We start from the raw sequence: 17,856 nt of genomic DNA on the forward strand, positions 1-17,856 counted from the left end.
GAATTGGAAAATTTGATGGAACAACTCCCCCTTTGAAAGGTGAAAGAGGGATTATTTAAATATTAAGAAAATTAGAAAGCAACTTCTCCCCAACCTCACTGCTTTTCTCTGGGTGAGCCTGAATAGCCCAATAATTATCCCGATTTAAAATGGCAGTGAAATAATGAATGTAATGTGTCGTGGCAATCGTAGCATCACTCAACTCCGCATAATAGCTGTGCACATAATACACAAAAGGATTTTCTGGCAAGTCTTTGAGTAAAGGGTTCGATTTCAGGTTTTCCAAGTCGTTCCACCCTACATGAGGAACTTTAAATTCCTGTGAGTTTTCCGGAATGAATTTCTTGACCTTCACTGGAAATATCCCCAAACATTCGGTATCATTTTCCTCTGAATGCTCACAAAGCAACTGAAGTCCCAAACAAACTCCCAAAAACGGCTGTTTAATATCGCGAATTACTTGATCCAAGCCTCTTGCTTTGAGGTAACCCATTGCTGTACTGGCCTCTCCCTGTCCAGGAAAAATCACCCGATCGGCAGATTTGATCTCATTGGGATCATCCGTCAGAATTGGGTGAGCGCCCAGTCTTTCCAATGCGTAGAGAACAGACTGAACATTCCCTGAATTATATTTTATGACTGCTATTTTCATTGTTTGAAGACGGAAGAAGGAAGACCGGAGACGGAAGTTAATTGCTTCTATCTTCTGTCTTCCGACTTCGATCAATATTTATTTTTTGATAAATAGATTTATCCCCTTCACATCCAAACTTCAAAACCTCCTACTTCCCACTTCTCAACATTTCCACAAGCACCTTCTCTATTTCAGGCAAGGACTCATACAGTTGCTCATAACTTTCAATCACGAAATACTTGTCCTGAAACTTATCTTTCCAATATTCCTGATTCAGAATTCTGCGGACATCATACGGATAATGTGCCGGTTCATTCGAAAGGCTAAATTTAGTCTCTCCAGCCGAACTGAGTATACCTGCACCGTATATTTTTAACTCTCCTTCTTCACGAATCAATCCAAATTCAATCGTAAACCAATAAATCCTGCTCAACAATTGGATGGCCCAAGGATCCTCGATGTGTTTCAAGGCAATTCCAGAAAGCTTTTCCAAAAAATCCACATAAGGCTGATTGGTTAACATTGGCATGTGAGCAAATGCGTCATGAAACATATCCGGTTCTTCCAGATAATCCAATTGAGACATTTTGCGAAGCCAAGTAGAAGATGGAAATCGCTTGTTATTCAGCAATCCAAAGAACAAATCATCATCGATTAATCCAGGAACCACCTGAACAGCCCATCCGGTCGTTTTCTCCAAAACCTGATTCAATTCCTCAAAATTGGCAATTTCATTTGCCGTAAAACCGACTTTCTCCACACCTTCCAAATAGGCTTTGGAAGCAGCCTTAGGTAGGTTCGGCATTTGTCTTTCAAACAAGATCTTCCAAACCTTGAAATCCTCGGGAGTATACTGGTCATACTCCTGCCTCAGATCCTGCAATCGCGGGTCGCTAAAGACCCAGTCTTTTGGTTTTTCCATCATTTGTTTCATTGTTATTATTTGGGTTTATATATAAAATCTCTTTTATCGAATTTGTTTGCTCCAACCCTCCAAGGGTTTAAATCCTTGGAGGGTAACTGGTATCCTAGAAACGAAAAAGGCCTATTCCGAGATGGAATAGGCCTTTCTAATATTTCTTTCAAAAACATAGTATTCCCATTCCATCATTGGAGATGATAGTAGGAATGGTGTACAAAAGTTCTTGGTGTTGGATTCATTTTATTTTAATGATGGCTCTAATTTACACAGATAAGTCTCTTAGTACAAGCCTATTTTACAACAATTCAAAACCTTTTCTCATTGCAAAGCTTTCTCTGATCCAGGAGATCAATCTTTCGCTTTGGCCAAAGTCCAAAGTTTGCTGTCCATCTGAATAAGCTTTCTCAGGAATTTCATGGGATTCGTAAATGATTCCATCTGCTCCTGACATCACTCCTGCCAAGGCCATTTGAGGCACGTAAGCACGAATACCGATGCCATGAGAAGGATCCACAATTACAGGTAGATGGGATTTAGCTTTCAATATCGGAATCGCATTCAAATCCAGTGTATTTCTAGATGCCCTTTCATAGGTTCTGATTCCTCTTTCACAAAGAATCAATTTTTCATTTCCCCCGGAAAACACATATTCTGCGGACTGCAACAATTCTTCAATGGTTCCGGAAATCCCTCGCTTGATCATTACGGCTTTATCTACTTTCCCCAATTCATCTAGCAAGTTGAAGTTTTGAGAGTTTCTAGCTCCTACTTGGTACACGTCCACATAAGGATACATTTCTTCGATTTGGGAAGTCTGCATCACTTCAGTTACGATCTTGATTCCAGCTTCAGAAGCGATATCATGCCATAATTTCAAACCTTCCAGTCCCAACCCACGGAATGCATAAGGGCTACTTCTCGGCTTAAAGACACCTCCACGCATCATTTTCACTCCGTTTTTCACACAGTGATCAACGACTTTACGGATTTGCTCCTCAGACTCAATCGAACACGGCCCCGTGATGATGGCCATTTCTCCATCTTTGATAAAGACATCATCTCCCAAGTCGATTGAAGTTGGTTTCACCTTCCACTTTTTTGAAACCAACTTGTATTCATCCGAAACAATATGGATATCCTGAATCCCATCCAATTGGCCGATTTGACGGATGTCAAATTCTTTCTTGCCAATCCCGATGATATAGTCCCCTAACTGGGTTTTTACTTCGGTAGTTTTATAGCCAATTCCATTGACCTTATTGATCAGATTTTCTTTTTGCTTGTCAGAAATATCCGGTTGAAGCTGTATGATCATGTTAAAATATGAATTACGATTTTTGAATTAAGATTTACGAGGTTACTGCAAACAATGATTTGATTTCTGAAGTATGGTTTGCGATAATAGAATTTTTCAATTGATAACAGATCGAATATACCCCTGAACATCCTCTTTCAAGTTTTTGGAATTCTTCAGCACTTTAATAAAAGCCGATCCGATGATGGCTCCATTACTATAATTAGAAGCGGTGGTGAATGTTTCAGAATTAGAAATCCCAAAGCCAATCAAACGAGGATTTTTTAGATTCATTTCTCTTACTCTTTCGAAGTAATTGATCTGCTCCTCGGAAATTCCACTTTTGGCTCCGGTAATAGAATGGGAAGAAACCATATAGATAAACCCATCGGTATTACCATCAATCTCACGGATTCGCTTCTCTGATGTTTGTGGAGAGATCAAGAAAGTATTTACCAATCCATAGGATTCAAATAGGGCTTTGTACTCATCCAAATATTCTTGCATAGGAAGATCTGGCAAGATCAAGCCATCAACCCCTACTTCTTTACATTTCTTACAAAATGCATCCATTCCATATTGCATGATTGGGTTCAAATAGCCCATCAGCACTACTGGCAAGTGAACTTTAGCCCGAAAACCAACCAATTGTTCGAACAGTTTATTCATGCTCATTCCATTTTGCAAAGCAATCTGGTTGGAATCCTGAATAGTAGGTCCATCCGCAACAGGATCTGAATAAGGAACTCCGATTTCAATAATATCTGCCCCTCCCGCTTCAATCGCTTCCATAATGGGGACAGTATCCTCTAAGTTTGGGAAACCTGCAGTGAAGTAAATGGAAAGAACTCGCTCCTTTTTGGTATTAAATAGTGTATGTATCCGGTTCATTTTTTCAGAATTGAAAAATTCAAAATTTTAACATTGGAAAATTAACATGGGAGTTGGAAAGTGGTGAGGTTTGAATGTTGGAAAGTTGAGTTTATCCAACATCCATCATTCGAAATTAATTTTGCGATTGATGATCTCTGTAATCCTGATTGGAGTTCCAAAACACCTCGTAAATCGTATTTCGCACTTCCAAAATCTCTTAATAATTACCCCACTTAATATAGGTTTCCAAATCTTTGTCTCCTCTTCCAGAAAGATTGATCACAATGATATCATCTTTCTTGAATTCGATCATATTCAAGGCATACAAAGCATGGGCAGATTCAATTGCAGGAATAATTCCTTCCAACCTGCTCAACTCGATCCCTGATTTCATCGCATCTTCATCTTCAACAGCCACAAATTCAGCTCTGCCAACTTCAAACAAATGCGCGTGTACAGGCCCAATTCCCGGATAATCCAAACCGGCGGAAATAGAATGTGGCTCGACAACCTGACCATCCTCTGTCTGCATCAAAATAGTTTTGGACCCATGCAAAATCCCTGGAGTCCCTTTGGCAGTTGTAGCAGCAGTTTTTCCTGATTCTACTCCCAAACCTCCAGCTTCAGCAGCAATCAATCTTACTTCCGGAGTATTGTAATAATGGAAAAATGCACCTGCAGCATTAGAACCACCTCCTACACAAGCGATCACCAAATCCGGATTCTCTCTTCCTTCTTTCTCTTTCAATTGCCATTTAATTTCCTCAGAAATTACAGACTGAAACCTCGCAACCATCTCTGGGTAAGGATGTGGCCCTACCACAGAACCAATGATGTAATGCGTGTCCACCGGGTTATTGATCCAAGCTCTCATCGCCTCATTGGTAGCGTCTTTCAAGGTTTTAGACCCTGAAGTCGCAGGAACCACCTGAGCTCCCAAAATCCTCATTCTCTCCACATTGGGACGCTGACGTTGGATGTCCAACTCACCCATATAAACGGTACATTCCATCCCCATCAAAGCACAAACTGTAGCCGTTGCAACTCCATGCTGACCCGCACCGGTTTCAGCAATGATTCGCTTTTTTCCCAACTTCTTGGCAAGAATAATCTGTCCAATCGTATTGTTGACTTTATGAGCACCTGTATGGCATAAATCCTCTCTTTTCAGATAGATTTTGGCTCCATATTTCTCAGAAAGTCTTGATGCGAAATAAAGAGGAGTAGGTCTCCCCACATAATCCTTTAATAATCCCCGAAATTCAGCTTGGAATTCAGGAGATGCCATGATGGCTTCGTAGTTTTCTTTCAGCTCTTCCACATTGGGATGAAGCATTTCTGGGATAAAGGCCCCTCCAAAGCTGCCATAATATCCTCTTTCGTCTACACCTATCATTGCTTTAATTTTGTTTATGGTTATTGCCATCTGAGTTGATCAGATGATTTTTAAAATTTCTAAGTTTTTGGATGTCTTTCAATCCAGGAGAAAGCTCAAATTTGGAATTCAAGTCCACTCCTTTTAAATGCGGGGAATGGGTGGCAAATTCAAGGATTTCATCTACACTTTCTTCGTCCAACCCTCCACTTAGGAAATAGTCCTTTTCAAAAGGGTAGCTTTTTAGAATTCCCCAATCAAACTTTTGCCCAGATCCACCATGGGCATTGGTAGCTGTATCAAATAAAAAGAGGTCGATATGTGGCAGATATTCTTTGTATAACGCCCAATCCACATCCTCCTTTACTGAGATTACTTTCCAAAGTTCACAATCTGTTTGATTGACCAATTCCCGAACCATTTCAGGACTTTCCTTTCCATGAAGCTGAATCGCCTTCAAATCAAATTTTTCAATTTTCTCAAGAATTTGATCCATCTCTTCATTGACAAAAACTCCAACTTTCTTAACTGGAACTCCTTTCAATTTTTCAGCTGAAGAATTTGGCACAAACCGAGGGGATTTTTCATAAAAGATCAGTCCCATCCAATCAGGTTTCACTTCCTGAATTAGTCCCTGAACATTTTCAGGCTCTCTCATGCCACACACTTTGACCTCCATCAGACTTTACTTAGTTCTTCCTGGGCTTGAAGTTTTTTAAACTCCTTGATAAACGTGTAAGCTGCTTGCTCTGGTCTTGCCGATTTCATGAAGTTTTCTCCAATCAAGAACCCGTCAAAACCTGCTTTTTTCAACTCAACCATGGTTTTTGGATCAGAAATCCCACTTTCTGAAATCTTTACAAATGAATCAGGAATTTCATCTACTAAAGAAAGTGAAGTTTCAATCGACACCTCGAAAGTTTTTAGATTCCGATTGTTCACACCGATCAAGTCCACTCCATCGTTAATGCTTATTTCCAATTCTTCGCCATCATGGACTTCCAAAAGCACTTCCATTCCCAAACTTTTGGCGAAATAAGCCAAGGACTTCAATTTTGCCGGTTCCAAAGCTGCCGCAATCAACAAGATACAGTCCGCACCAATTGATTTTGCCTCAATGATCTGATATTCATCCACCACAAAATCTTTTCTAAGAATCGGGCAAAAATTAAACTTTCGTGCAATTTTCAAATCATCATTGCTGCCTCCAAAATAGGTCTGATCCGTCAAAACTGACAAAGCAGATGCCCCTGCTTGCATGTAGCCGATACTCACTGTTTCAACAGAAGCACCTCCATTAATTACTCCTTTGGAAGGGGACTTTCTTTTAAACTCGGAAATAATCCCTGACTTGTCAGGGTGAGTCACATACTTTTTCATAGAGACCACTTTCCCATCGAAATAGATGCTTTTCTCCAGTAGTTTGACAGGGATCAAACTTTTTTTATCAGCGACCTCTTTGTACTTGTCTGCAATGATTTTATCTAAAATATTCATAATTGTTGATTAGGCGAATGAAACTGAGGTTTTGGGATTGACAAGTCCGTAGAATACTTCTAGAGCCTTTCCGCTCATCAATACTTCTTCGGCTTTGGCCACTGCATCTGGAAAATCCAGGTTTTCATCTGCTGTCACCAAAGCGGCTGCTGAGTTTGCGATGACTACAGAGTTCTGAGCTTTGGTTCCTTTTCCTTTCAAAATGCTTTCAAATATTTTGGCTGTTTCTTCAATGGTTTTACCACCTTCAATTTCCTCGGCTTTTAGCTTTGGCAAACCAATTTGCTCAGGTTGGAATAATTTCTCACCTCTGTTGGAAACCATCTTAAATGCACCTGTCAAAGAAATCTCATCATATCCATCCAAAGAGTGTACGATGGAAAATTGAGCATCACTCTCTTGATAAAGGTACCCGTAAAGTCGTGCTAACTCTAAGCTAAATACACCAACCATTTGCTTGGCAGGGAAACTCGGATTCACCATCGGTCCCAACATATTGAAGAAGGTTTTCACTCCCAATTCTTTTCGAATTGGCGCTACGTTTTTCATAGCAGGGTGAAAAAGCGGTGCATGCAAAAAGCAAATTCCTGCTTCGTCCAAAGACCTTCTGATTTCACGAATATCATTGGTAAATTCATACCCGAAATAGGACATCAAATTGGAGGAACCACAAATGGAAGACACTCCTGTATTTCCATGCTTGGCTACATTCTGACCAGCTCCCGCTACTATAAATGAGGAAAGGGTTGAGATATTAAATGTATCTTTTCCATCTCCTCCCGTACCGCAAAGATCCATCGCGTCATACTCGGCGATATTCACAGGTATACAAAGCTCCAACATAGCCTCTCTAAAACCTCTCAGTTCTTCCACTGTAATTGACCGCATCATATAAACGGTCATGAATGCAGCAACTTGGGATTGATTATAGACTCCAGAAGCCAAACTCTTCAACACTTCTCTCGATTGATCTTGAGAAAGTGTCTTATGTTCGATAAGGTGATTAAGTATTTCTTTCATGATTTACAGGGTCTTGTGATCTCAATCAAATCAAGATTCAATCCAATTTTGAATTATTTTAATTCCGTTTTCAGTCAGGATGCTTTCTGGGTGAAACTGAACTCCTCTTACAGCAAATTGTTTATGTCTCACAGCCATGATTTGCTGATCTGGTGTCCTGGCAATCACTTCTAATTCTGGAGACAAATCTCCTTCATTGATTACCCAAGAATGGTATCTTCCGATGGCAAAACTCTCTGGAACATCTTCAAATAAAAAATCTTTTTCCACTTTTACTTGAGAAGCTACTCCATGAAGGACTTCCGCTAAGTTTATCAAACTTCCTCCAAAAGCTTCTCCAATTGCCTGATGTCCCAAGCACACACCTAAAATAGACTTTGTTGCAGCATAGGTCTTTATCAGCTCTGGCATAATTCCCGCTTCAGAAGGAATCCCAGGTCCCGGGGAAAGAAGGATTTTATCGTATTTATCAACTTCCTCCACCGTAATTTTGTCATTTCTGATGACATCCATTTGATCACCATAACCCAACTGCCTGACAATGTAGACAAGGTTGTATGTAAAGGAATCGTAATTATCTAGAACGAGAATTCGCATCTTTTTTCTTTTTATTTATCAGTTGGAAAGTTCAAATCCCCTCCGCCGCTCTTAGAGCTACTCTCAAGGCCTCTAATTTATTTGCTACTTCCTGCAATTCAGAAGGAATGGAAGATTTGGCCACCACACCTGCTCCAGCTTGGAATCGAAGTTTATTGTTTTCAGAGACAAAGGATCTAATCAAAATCGCATGATTGAAATCTCCATTGAATCCTAAATATCCGATCGCTCCTCCATAAAATTGTCTGCTGACATTTTCTAGTTCATCAATCAATTCCATCGCTCTATATTTCGGAGCCCCTGATAGGGTTCCAGCAGGGAAGGTATCAGCCACCAATTGAAGTGGGTTTGCACCTTCAGGGAGATGACCGGTAACTTTTGAAACCAAGTGAATCACGTGTGAATAGTATTGAATCTCTTTGAATACATCCACCTTGACCACATCTGAAGATCTTGACAGGTCATTTCTGGCTAAATCCACCAACATCACATGCTCAGAGTTTTCCTTTGGATCATCGTAAAGCTTTCTGGCCAATGCGGCATCATCCTGATCATTCCCTGTTCTTCTGAAAGTTCCTGCAATAGGATAAATCGTAGCAGTCTTGTTTTTAACTACGATTTGAGCTTCTGGAGAACTTCCAAAAACTTTGAAAGACCCATAGTCAAAATAGAATAGATACGGTGATGGATTTACGGAACGAAGTGCTCTGTAAACATTGAATTCATCTCCTTTGAATTCGGTGGTAAACCTTCTGGAAAGCACAATTTGGAAGACATCCCCCCGGAAGCAATGCTCTCTCCCTTGATTTAGGATTTTCAAAAATTCCTCATCTGTATAATTCGAAACTTCCTCTCCTACCTTCTTAAAGGAATAAGTCGGAATATTCTTATTAATCAGCAATTGTTCAATTTCATCCATGTATTCTGGATTTTCAGCACCAGCCACTCTGTGCTCGAACAAATGCAATTCATTTTTAAAATGATCCACGACGATGATATTCTGGTACATGGAATACCACATCATCGGAACCTCCGTAGGCTCAGTTTTGGTCAGCTTGATATCTTCAAACCATCCTACCGTATCATATTGGATATAGCCAAATAGGCCATTGGTACTGAACTTGAACTTATCGGGAGTCGGGTCAAACTTATTCCCAAATGCTCTCAAAGCATCCATCAGTCTGTTTTTGGCGGAGACTTCATAAGAAATCTTTTTTCCATCAGGAAGCTTTTCAGTCACTTCCCCATTGTTGAATTGAAAAGTAGCCAAAGGATTAAAACAGATATAAGAATAGCTGTTTTCCTGACCGTGGTAATCTGAACTTTCCAATAAAATCGGATTAGCGAAACGATCCCTAATCTGCAAATAGATACTCACAGGAGTGATCGTATCTGCCAGACGCTTTCGGTATGTAGTCAGAATCGGATATTTTACGTGGTTCATTCGTGGTTAAATTTTGGCACAAAAAAAGGCTTACCGGGAAATCCAGTAAGCCTCTACTATCGTCATGCAATCAAATTTTAGGCATGGGCTTGCTGATCTTTCCCTGAGAAAGTTTCAGTATGCCACCACCAATATTTGTTTGCGATTGTTTTCATAAGACTTCGGCAAATTTAGGAACGGATCTGAAATGGCAAAGCAAAAATTTGATTTTTTTTAATCATCCATAAGATTCTATTAAATGGACACCAAGACTACCTAATGCCAACACCTTCCCCGCTAACTTATTAAAAACTATTCCGTTAGAATTTCATACACCATTTTTAGACAATCATGAAAACCCAAATAACATTCCTATCAATTATAGTATTTAGTTTTTTGATGACTTTCTCTACTTTGGCTCAGGATGGCTGGAAAACGCCAAAACAAAAGGTAGAATTCAAATCAGACGATGGAAAAGAAGCCAAAATGGAAGTGGATCAAGGCTACATGTTTGCGGATTTGGAACTTGATGGAAGAAAGTTTCACTTATTCTTCCATCGGGATATGCAAAAGATCAATAAAGCAAGAATCATTGACAGCAAAACGGACCTTCTGGTGGCACGGGGAAAGGGTTCCTATTTTTGGGGAAATGCCCGATTTGAGTTTGTAGATGGGGAAATTTTCAAAGTAAAAAGAAAGTATAATCCCAATGGATATGATATTATTGGTCCTTATGGGCCATTGTTCAGTGTGAAAAATCATGCTATCAGCACAATCACTCCTTTGAATGAAAAAGATTTTATTGCCCAGGCATTTTATGTGTTCGAAAGGATTAAAGTAACCCAAAGCAATCCATCCGATTTGGTGATCATTTATAATGATTACCATCCAATCAGCTCAAATGATTAATTTTACAAAAAAATTAATCCATGGCTAAAGCAATAGCGCAATATTTCAAGAGGGTTTTCGAAGACTATCAAGTATTAGTAATGGTCAATCCAAGCGACTTCACAGGAATAGAGTTGATTTTTCATCCCGATGGAAAGGTCGAAAAAACAGAGATGGAGTTTGATGAGGAAATTTTTGAAGATCTTGCTGAAGATGAGTTTCAAACTTGCAGCCCCTTAGAATTTCAATTGCTTCTTGCCAAATCAAAATAAAAAATGCTCTCCAGTGAAAACAGGAGAGCATTTTACTTTTTATCATTTTTTCATGTATCCATCCCGAATTGCCTTGAACTCCGAACCTTCTTTCCAGCCCGGCCACTGATCCGAATTTGACAAGGTTTCTCCGATATTGTAAAGAAGCTGAACATCATCCACTGCTCCTTCTAAATTCCATCTGTTAGGATCATATTCATCAGAAGGTTTATGATAGTATTTCGCCACATATTCATCCTGAAGGGCCTTACCAAACTCTTTTCCCTTTTCGAAATGATCGATTCCAGTATCAATGTACAAGGCAGGAACCCCAATTTTCGCAAAATTAAAATGGTCAGAACGGAAATAATAGCCATTTACGGGACTGGGTTCTGGTGCTGAATATCTCCCCTGCTTCTCCAATTCTGCATTCAGTAAATCTTCCATTTCAGATTGCCCAAAGCCTACGATTGAAACATCTTTCATTTTTCCGTAAGGGTTTACTCCATCCATATTGATATTTGCTACTGTTTTGGAAGGCGCATAGATTGGATTTTGTGCATAATAAGCAGACCCCCAAAGTCCTTGCTCCTCCGCTGTCACAGCCAAAAAGACCACCGTTCTTTTCGGCTTTTTGGATTCTTGAAAACCTTTAGCTAAAGCTAAAAGTGCAGCTGTGCCTGATGCATTATCCAAAGCACCATTGTAAATACTATCGCCAGTTTCATCTGGCTTCCCTATTCCCAAATGATCCCAATGAGCAGTGTAAATAATATATTCATCAGGTTTCTCTGTTCCTGTAATCTTGGCCACTACATTTTTTGAAGTATTGTAAATTGCCTGAACATCCATTGAAGAAGAAGCTTTCAAATTCATAGGAATAGCTTCGAAATCAGGTTTCCTAGCTTTAGCGAGCAATTCTCGTTCATCCAACCCTGCCATCGCAAAAAGCTTGTTGGCCGTAGGCAAGGTCACCCAACCTTCAAAAGCCAATTTATACTCTTCCTTTCCTCGGTCATCCAAATAAAGCTTAGAAGCATTCCAAGAATTTTGAATCACATTGAAACCATAACCAGCAGGAATTGTATTGTGAACAATTAAGCACCCCAAAGCACCTTGGCGGATTGCCTCTTCATATTTGTATGTCCAGCGACCATAATATGTCATGGTATTCCCTTTGAAAAAAGAAGCATCCTCCGTTCCAAATCCGGGATCATTTACCAAAACGACCACGATTTTTCCTTTGACATCAATGTTTTTGTAATCATCCCATCCATATTCAGGAGCTATTATCCCAAATCCTGCAAAGACCATTTCAATATCCGAAAAATCCACTTCTGGATCCGTTCTTTGTGTCCAAAGCACATAATCTTTCAGCCCTTCAATAGTCAAGGATTCTTTGTCAGACTTGATTTCCATTGTTGGTGATGGACTGGTCAAAATTGAAACCATAGGAACATCCTGGAAATAAGAATTCCCATTTCCTGGCTCTAGCCCAAGACTCACCAGTTCTTTTTCTAAATAATCTAAGGTGCGAGTTTCGCCTTCTGTAAAGGGCATTCTTCCCAAGAAATAATCTGAAGAAAGCGAATCAATATGCGGTTCAATATCAGAAACCTGAAATTGATAAGGCTTTTTCTCAGAGCAGGAGAAAATTATCCCCAAAAGCAAAATCGCAAGATAAAAGGATCTCATTTTCATTTGGCTGATTTTTGGTAAATTGGATGATTGGCATACAATTGATAACAAGATAACTTTTAGAACTTTAAATCAAGAATCATGAAGGCTCAAAAAAATTTTAGAAGAGAATTTTTCAAGAAGGGGTTTGCAATTACAGCTGGACTCTCATTTGCTGGAATAGTTAATTCAGTGAAAGCCTGCCCGACAATAGGCAGTGAGGATTTACTGGTAATTGGGCCTCGGACAGGTTACACACCTGAAATAGGAACTTTGGTTTCTATGATGAACTACATGAGAATGAACCTTTCTCAAACCGTCAAAGACATGAGTCAAAAGGAATTGGACTTTTTATTTGATTCAGAATCCAATACAATCGGGGCTCTTTTGATGCATTTGGGTGCAACTGAGAAATTCTATCAAATTAACACCTTCGAAAATCGACAGGAATTCAATGAGGAAGAAGATAAAATCTGGGGCGCAGCTTCCAGATTAGGAGACGAGGGAAGAGAAAAAATCAAAGGTCATGATTTAAATTATTATATGAATATGATAGGTCAGGTCCGTGAGGAAACTTTAGAAAAGTTTAAAACTCTGGATGATGACTGGCTATATTCAATAGATCCAATCTGGTCAGACTCAGATGGAGATGTAAATACTTATTTCAAATGGTATCATGTATTTGAGCATGAATCCAACCATATCGGCCAAATGAGATGGCTAAGAGCAAGAGCCTCTTAACTTCCTGAATTTTAACTAGTTTTTAAAGGGAAGACTGGTCTATTTTCTAATAATTGCACTTTAAAGGATATAAATTGAATTATAAATATTCATATAAAATTTAAAACAAAAACAATGCATCCATAACTTGATATTATAATACATATAATCTAATTTGTATTCTCTTTTTTATTAGACTTTACATAACATTATTTTATATGTCTTATTTAAACTTACCTCGTTTAACTTTTGCAGGTCTTTTTCAAGCTGATCCTTCTACGGTTAACAACGACCCAACACACTACAACAACGAAACCTTCGAGCCATCATTTCAAGATTATCAGTCAGGTGAAAACCTGAATGGTTGGTGGAATCCTGATGGAACCGGAAACTGGAGATTGGTTGGTTGTAAAATCACGAAAGTATCTTACTCCGATGGAACAGAAGAAACTGATCCGACTAAGGATCCGGTGATAGGATTGTCAATTACAGACACTGAAAATAAAACAGCAGCAAAGATTGTCGATTTGGACTCCCAGCAGCAAATGGTTTCCATGATTTGGGGATTAATAGTGAGAATCACCGATGGAAAAAAGAACCTCATCAATGGAAGCTACAAACCTGCGGCTTTTACCAATATTTGGTTTACTAGATCTCCTGATTTATCGCATGATGCAGCAGCCGCAGCCATTTATCAGTCGGTAATTGAAGATTTGTGCTGGGACATCGACAGTTTTGGGTCTCGGTATCTCAATGAGCTAAAAGCAGCAAGCCCAGAAAAGCTTTCCATCCAATTTACCCTGGACAGGTTTAATGGAGATTTCACAGCAGCAGACTTTACTTTAGGAAGAATCGCTGGCTCCATTGGCCCCTCATATGAGAGCGAACCAGATCATTTTGTGATAGGAAGGCAACTTTTTCCACAAGCAGGAAGCAATTGCAACTATGCAACAGCACTCTTAGATGAAAGCCAAAAAACCTTAATTCTTGACCTAGGCAATGCTTTTCAATTCATTTTGAATAAAGAATCAAAAAAAATTGTCATCGCAGATCCAACTAGAAATATTGTAGCAGCAGTAGACCAAGGAAGCTCTGGCAACCCAGACTATTATTATCTAGGAAAGATTGAATACACAGACCTTGATTGGTATGCTTCGTCTGCAGGAGTTTGTACAATCTCCTTAGATGATGAGGGAATATCATTAGTAAAACAATTCCCTCTTGTCCTTATTGACTACAAGGAAACTCAAGAAAACACCTTTACAAGTTTCATGACTGGCAGTGTACTTCTCCAAGAATTTGAAAATTATGTTTGCGCTGACCAATTTGTATTTCAGCTAAATCCTGGCGAATCCTGTGATGTCAATCTATATGCAACGCACTTGGGTAACCTCATCCCTGACAAGACAATAGAACTACAGCTAAACAACAGCTTTTTCGGTCCTACACCTCCTCCTGTTGGTGTTCCAAAATCAATTTTAAGTTTTCCCCCAAGCATAAAAACTGATTCATCTGGAAAAGCCACCTTCACCATAAAGGCTGGTGATCCGGGAAATCCTCGAGAATATATAGATGGACAAGTTTATGGATTGGCATATTCTCTTTCGGAGGATTATTTCACCAATTGCAATCAATCAAATTTTATTTCTCTACTGGTGTATGACAGTGTTCCTCAAGACAAGATAGACGACCCAACATGGAAAGATCTTTTACCCACCATGCAGCAATACGCCAACTTGTATCCTTTGATGTCTAAAGGAATTTTTAATCTGGCAGACAAAAATGTAGTGGATCAAAATGCTCAAATATTGAAGTTGGTTTTTGGAAAAGAGAAGACTGATCCAAACTACATGCCTGCAACCCGAGATCTATCCCGAGACAAACTGAAAATGATTCTCAATTATTTAAATAAGGTTATCGCTGCCAGTGACCCCAAAGACTCCATTACTTTTAAAAAGATATAATTATGATTTTTCTGAAAAAAATTGAAATAGACAGCTTAGAAGATTTAAGAAAAGCTGTCCAAACAGCTATTGAATTAGAGCATTCAACGATCCCACCATATCTCACTGCCAATTTCACTTTGTTCAATACGGGCAATGATGAAATTTCTAATCTTATCGGCTCTGTCGTTGGAGAAGAAATGCTCCACCTTTCTATTTCCTCCAATCTATTAACAGCTATTGGAGGTCACCCCATTTTGAATAAAAAAGGCTTTGTCCCTACCTACCCAGGTCCACTTCCTGGAGGAGTAGACACTGGATTGACTGTTCCTTTGGAAAAGTTTTCAAAAGAACTGATTCAAAAAGTTTTTATGTCCATAGAAGAGCAAGAAGACCCCATTGACATCAAAGCCATGGCTTTAGAAGCAACCGAATCGATGACCATTGGCCAGTTTTATGAAAAGATCAAAAAGAGTCTAACCGCTTTGGAGACAGAAGCTCATAATCAGGGAAAAACCATATTTACCGGTGATCCAAGTCATCAAATGACCTATGAGAAATTCTTTCCTGCAAAGCTTTTATTCCCAATTAAGGATCTAACCTCAGCTTTAAATGGCATTGATATCATAGTGGATCAAGGTGAAGGAACAAGCACGGATCCCTTTGTCAACCCAACTGATAGTACTGTTGAGGAACCTGCACATTATTACAGATTTCAGGAGATTGTCAAAGGCAAAAAGTTAGTATCCGACCCAAGCGCTCCTAATAAATACTCATATTCTGGAGATCCAATCCCATTCAATCCAGCCAAAATCCCAAATATGTGGCCCAACCCAAAAATGGAAAACTATCCTCCAGACTCATTAGCCTATACCAATAGCAAATTTTTCAACTATAATTATACCTGCCTTCTCAATAGCCTTCACTTAGCTTTCAATGGCCAACCAGAACAAATCAATGAGGCCATGGGGCTCATGTTTGCCATTAGATTGTATGCCTTAAAACTTTTGAGTAACCCAGATCCAAATCATCCTGGATTTATGGCAGGCCCCAGTTTTGAGTTCGTAACTGATGAGGATCTAAATGCTGTAGAAAAAGCTGCTTTGGAAAGTCAAACCTCTTAATTCCATGGATATTGAATTTTCCAGTCATGTTGTAAAAATTTCTTCAAGCGACTTCAAAAGGTCAATTGATTTTTACCAGAAAAACTTGGGCTTTGAAATTGACAATCGATATACAATCAATGTTGGAGGAGATTTCGGAAATGAATCTTACCTCCAGATGAATTCTCCAGGAGGTTGCACCATTGGCTTGTTTAAAGACATTTCTGCACCTTATTCTCCTCTACCAGAGTCTGGAACAGTTCTTAGCTTTATCATGGACAATCTGGACGAAACCTTGAAAATATTTGAGGAAAAAGGCATCCCTATTGATCCACCAGGTATTATTCTCAACACCTCAGATGAAGGATTTCAGGACAAATTCTTTTTTTTCAGAGACCCAGATAATAATTCGCTAGTGATCCGGGAAAATCTAAATTCATAAAACCATTCAGCATAAAAGGTTGGACAGGTGAAGAAATAATTACCTAGGTTGATTTTCATTAGGCTTTTAATCATCTTCCTTGTTCAATTCTAATTTTATGAAGACCCTACTCTGTTTCCTCACACTTTCAATTTTCCTTCAATTTCAGACCAAAGCACAAGAACCACTCAAACTTGCCGTTGCGGGATTAGATCACGGACATGTTGGATGGGTTTTCAATTCGATGAACCGAGGGGATTATGAAATTGTAGGAATAGCTGAGCCTAACAGGGAATTGGCCGAAAAATATGCCCAGCAACACGGTTTATCCATGGATTTGATTTTTGAAGACCTCGGAAAATTATTGGATGAAAAAAAACCGGAAGCTGTCGCTTCATTTGGAAGCACCTTCCAGCATTTAGCTGTGGTAGAAGCTGCCGCACCTCGAGGAGTTCATGTGATGGTTGAAAAACCACTGGCAATAAGTTTGGAACATGCTCAAAAAATGAAGGTTTTGGCTGAAAAGCACAACATTCATTTATTGACAAACTATGAGACCAGCTGGTACCCAACTAATCATAGAGCAAAGGAACTTCTAGATTCGGGAAAAGTTGGAGACCTCCGAAAAGTAGTCGTTCGGGATGGTCATAGAGGCCCAAAGAAAATCGGAGTGGGTCCGGAATTTTTGAACTGGCTGATCGACCCCAAGCTCAATGGCGGTGGGGCTTTGATGGATTTTGGATGTTATGGTGCCAATTTAATGACTTGGCTCATGAATGGCAAAAGACCTGTTTCCGTCACTGCAATCACCCAGCAATTACAACCTGAAAACAATCCTCAAGTCGAGGATGATGCCACGATTATTGTCAATTATCCAGATGCCCAAGTGATTATTCAGGCATCATGGAACTGGCCAATTGGAAGAAAAGACATGGAAGTCTATGGGCTTACTGGAACAATCTTCGCTGATAATAGAAATCAACTCAGAATACGAATGGCTCAGGGCTACGACGGCTTTGATGAGCAAACTTACCAGCTTCCAGAAATGGAACCTCCCTATCCAGATCCTTTTATGCTATTAAAAGCTGTGGTGAGAAATGAAATCAGCTTGCCTGAATATGATCTGTATTCTTTGGAGAATAATATGATTGTGATGGAGATACTTCAGGCTGCCAAGGAAAGTGCAAAAAAAGGGGAGACTGTTTATTTTAATTGAAA

At 39.4% G+C, this 17,856-nt stretch carries 18 protein-coding genes; 7 read left to right on the plus strand and 11 right to left on the minus strand.

What is annotated here, in order from left to right; all coding sequences use genetic code 11:
- Positions 1 to 55: 55 nt before the first annotated feature.
- From hisH to O0V13_RS18485, 10 genes are all read right to left on the minus strand, one after another.
- On the minus strand, positions 56 to 652 hold the full coding sequence (gene hisH, locus O0V13_RS18440) for an imidazole glycerol phosphate synthase subunit HisH (protein ID WP_268036466.1): 597 nt from the start codon (positions 650 to 652) through the stop codon (positions 56 to 58).
- Between the two features lie 130 nt (positions 653 to 782).
- Positions 783 to 1,559 (minus strand): phenylalanine 4-monooxygenase, encoded by a 777-nt coding sequence (locus O0V13_RS18445; protein ID WP_268036507.1) that lies wholly within the window; start codon positions 1,557 to 1,559, stop codon positions 783 to 785.
- Positions 1,560 to 1,851: 292 nt separating this feature from the next.
- Positions 1,852 to 2,871: a 3-deoxy-7-phosphoheptulonate synthase gene (gene aroF, locus O0V13_RS18450; RefSeq protein WP_268036467.1), complete on the minus strand. Its 1,020-nt coding sequence runs from the start codon at positions 2,869 to 2,871 to the stop codon at positions 1,852 to 1,854.
- Positions 2,872 to 2,967: 96 nt separating this feature from the next.
- Positions 2,968 to 3,741 carry a tryptophan synthase subunit alpha gene (gene trpA, locus O0V13_RS18455; RefSeq protein ID WP_268036468.1) on the minus strand — a complete coding sequence of 258 codons (774 nt, stop codon included), beginning with the start codon at positions 3,739 to 3,741 and terminating at the stop codon, positions 2,968 to 2,970.
- A 199-nt stretch (positions 3,742 to 3,940) separates the two neighbouring features.
- A complete protein-coding gene (gene trpB, locus O0V13_RS18460) occupies positions 3,941 to 5,119 on the minus strand; it encodes a tryptophan synthase subunit beta (RefSeq protein ID WP_268036469.1) in 1,179 nt (392 codons plus the stop codon).
- 4 nt (positions 5,120 to 5,123) lie between these two features.
- A complete protein-coding gene (locus tag O0V13_RS18465) occupies positions 5,124 to 5,777 on the minus strand; it encodes a phosphoribosylanthranilate isomerase (RefSeq protein WP_268036470.1) in 654 nt (217 codons plus the stop codon).
- Positions 5,777 to 6,595, minus strand: a complete 819-nt coding sequence (trpC, locus tag O0V13_RS18470; RefSeq protein ID WP_268036471.1) for an indole-3-glycerol phosphate synthase TrpC — start codon at positions 6,593 to 6,595, stop codon at positions 5,777 to 5,779. The genes O0V13_RS18465 and trpC overlap by 1 nt, the downstream gene beginning before the upstream one ends.
- Before the next feature lie 9 nt (positions 6,596 to 6,604).
- Positions 6,605 to 7,615: an anthranilate phosphoribosyltransferase gene (gene trpD, locus O0V13_RS18475; RefSeq protein ID WP_268036472.1), complete on the minus strand. Its 1,011-nt coding sequence runs from the start codon at positions 7,613 to 7,615 to the stop codon at positions 6,605 to 6,607.
- A gap of 30 nt (positions 7,616 to 7,645) precedes the next feature.
- Positions 7,646 to 8,212, minus strand: a complete 567-nt coding sequence (locus O0V13_RS18480) for an anthranilate synthase component II (protein ID WP_268036473.1) — start codon at positions 8,210 to 8,212, stop codon at positions 7,646 to 7,648.
- Between the two features lie 31 nt (positions 8,213 to 8,243).
- The gene (locus O0V13_RS18485) at positions 8,244 to 9,656 is read right to left on the minus strand and encodes an anthranilate synthase component I family protein (RefSeq protein WP_268036474.1); all 1,413 of its coding nucleotides are present in this window, start codon (positions 9,654 to 9,656) and stop codon (positions 8,244 to 8,246) included.
- Between the two features lie 330 nt (positions 9,657 to 9,986).
- On the opposite strand from O0V13_RS18485, the gene O0V13_RS18490 reads away from it, so the two are divergent.
- Complete coding sequence (locus O0V13_RS18490; protein ID WP_268036475.1) at positions 9,987 to 10,544, plus strand: hypothetical protein; 558 nt, start codon at positions 9,987 to 9,989, stop codon at positions 10,542 to 10,544.
- A gap of 20 nt (positions 10,545 to 10,564) precedes the next feature.
- Positions 10,565 to 10,795, plus strand: coding sequence for a hypothetical protein (locus O0V13_RS18495; RefSeq protein WP_268036476.1), 231 nt, complete (start codon positions 10,565 to 10,567; stop codon positions 10,793 to 10,795).
- Between the two features lie 42 nt (positions 10,796 to 10,837).
- Here O0V13_RS18495 and O0V13_RS18500 read toward each other — a convergent pair whose 3' ends face one another.
- The gene (locus O0V13_RS18500; protein WP_442780935.1) at positions 10,838 to 12,469 is read right to left on the minus strand and encodes a M28 family metallopeptidase; all 1,632 of its coding nucleotides are present in this window, start codon (positions 12,467 to 12,469) and stop codon (positions 10,838 to 10,840) included.
- Positions 12,470 to 12,553: 84 nt separating this feature from the next.
- Between O0V13_RS18500 and O0V13_RS18505 the strand changes: the two genes are divergently transcribed.
- From O0V13_RS18505 to O0V13_RS18525, 5 genes are all read left to right on the plus strand, one after another.
- Positions 12,554 to 13,192 (plus strand): DinB family protein, encoded by a 639-nt coding sequence (locus O0V13_RS18505; protein ID WP_268036478.1) that lies wholly within the window; start codon positions 12,554 to 12,556, stop codon positions 13,190 to 13,192.
- Between the two features lie 197 nt (positions 13,193 to 13,389).
- Entirely contained in the window at positions 13,390 to 15,135 is a 1,746-nt protein-coding gene (locus tag O0V13_RS18510) for a hypothetical protein (protein ID WP_268036479.1), read from the plus strand.
- Between the two features lie 2 nt (positions 15,136 to 15,137).
- Positions 15,138 to 16,238 (plus strand): ferritin-like domain-containing protein, encoded by a 1,101-nt coding sequence (locus O0V13_RS18515; protein ID WP_268036480.1) that lies wholly within the window; start codon positions 15,138 to 15,140, stop codon positions 16,236 to 16,238.
- 4 nt (positions 16,239 to 16,242) lie between these two features.
- A complete protein-coding gene (locus O0V13_RS18520; protein WP_268036481.1) occupies positions 16,243 to 16,659 on the plus strand; it encodes a VOC family protein in 417 nt (138 codons plus the stop codon).
- Between the two features lie 97 nt (positions 16,660 to 16,756).
- Entirely contained in the window at positions 16,757 to 17,854 is a 1,098-nt protein-coding gene (locus O0V13_RS18525) for a Gfo/Idh/MocA family protein (RefSeq protein WP_268036482.1), read from the plus strand.
- Positions 17,855 to 17,856: the final 2 nt, after the last annotated feature.

Source organism: Algoriphagus sp. PAP.12, from assembly GCF_026652115.1.
Taxonomy (GTDB): Bacteria; Bacteroidota; Bacteroidia; order Cytophagales; family Cyclobacteriaceae; genus Algoriphagus.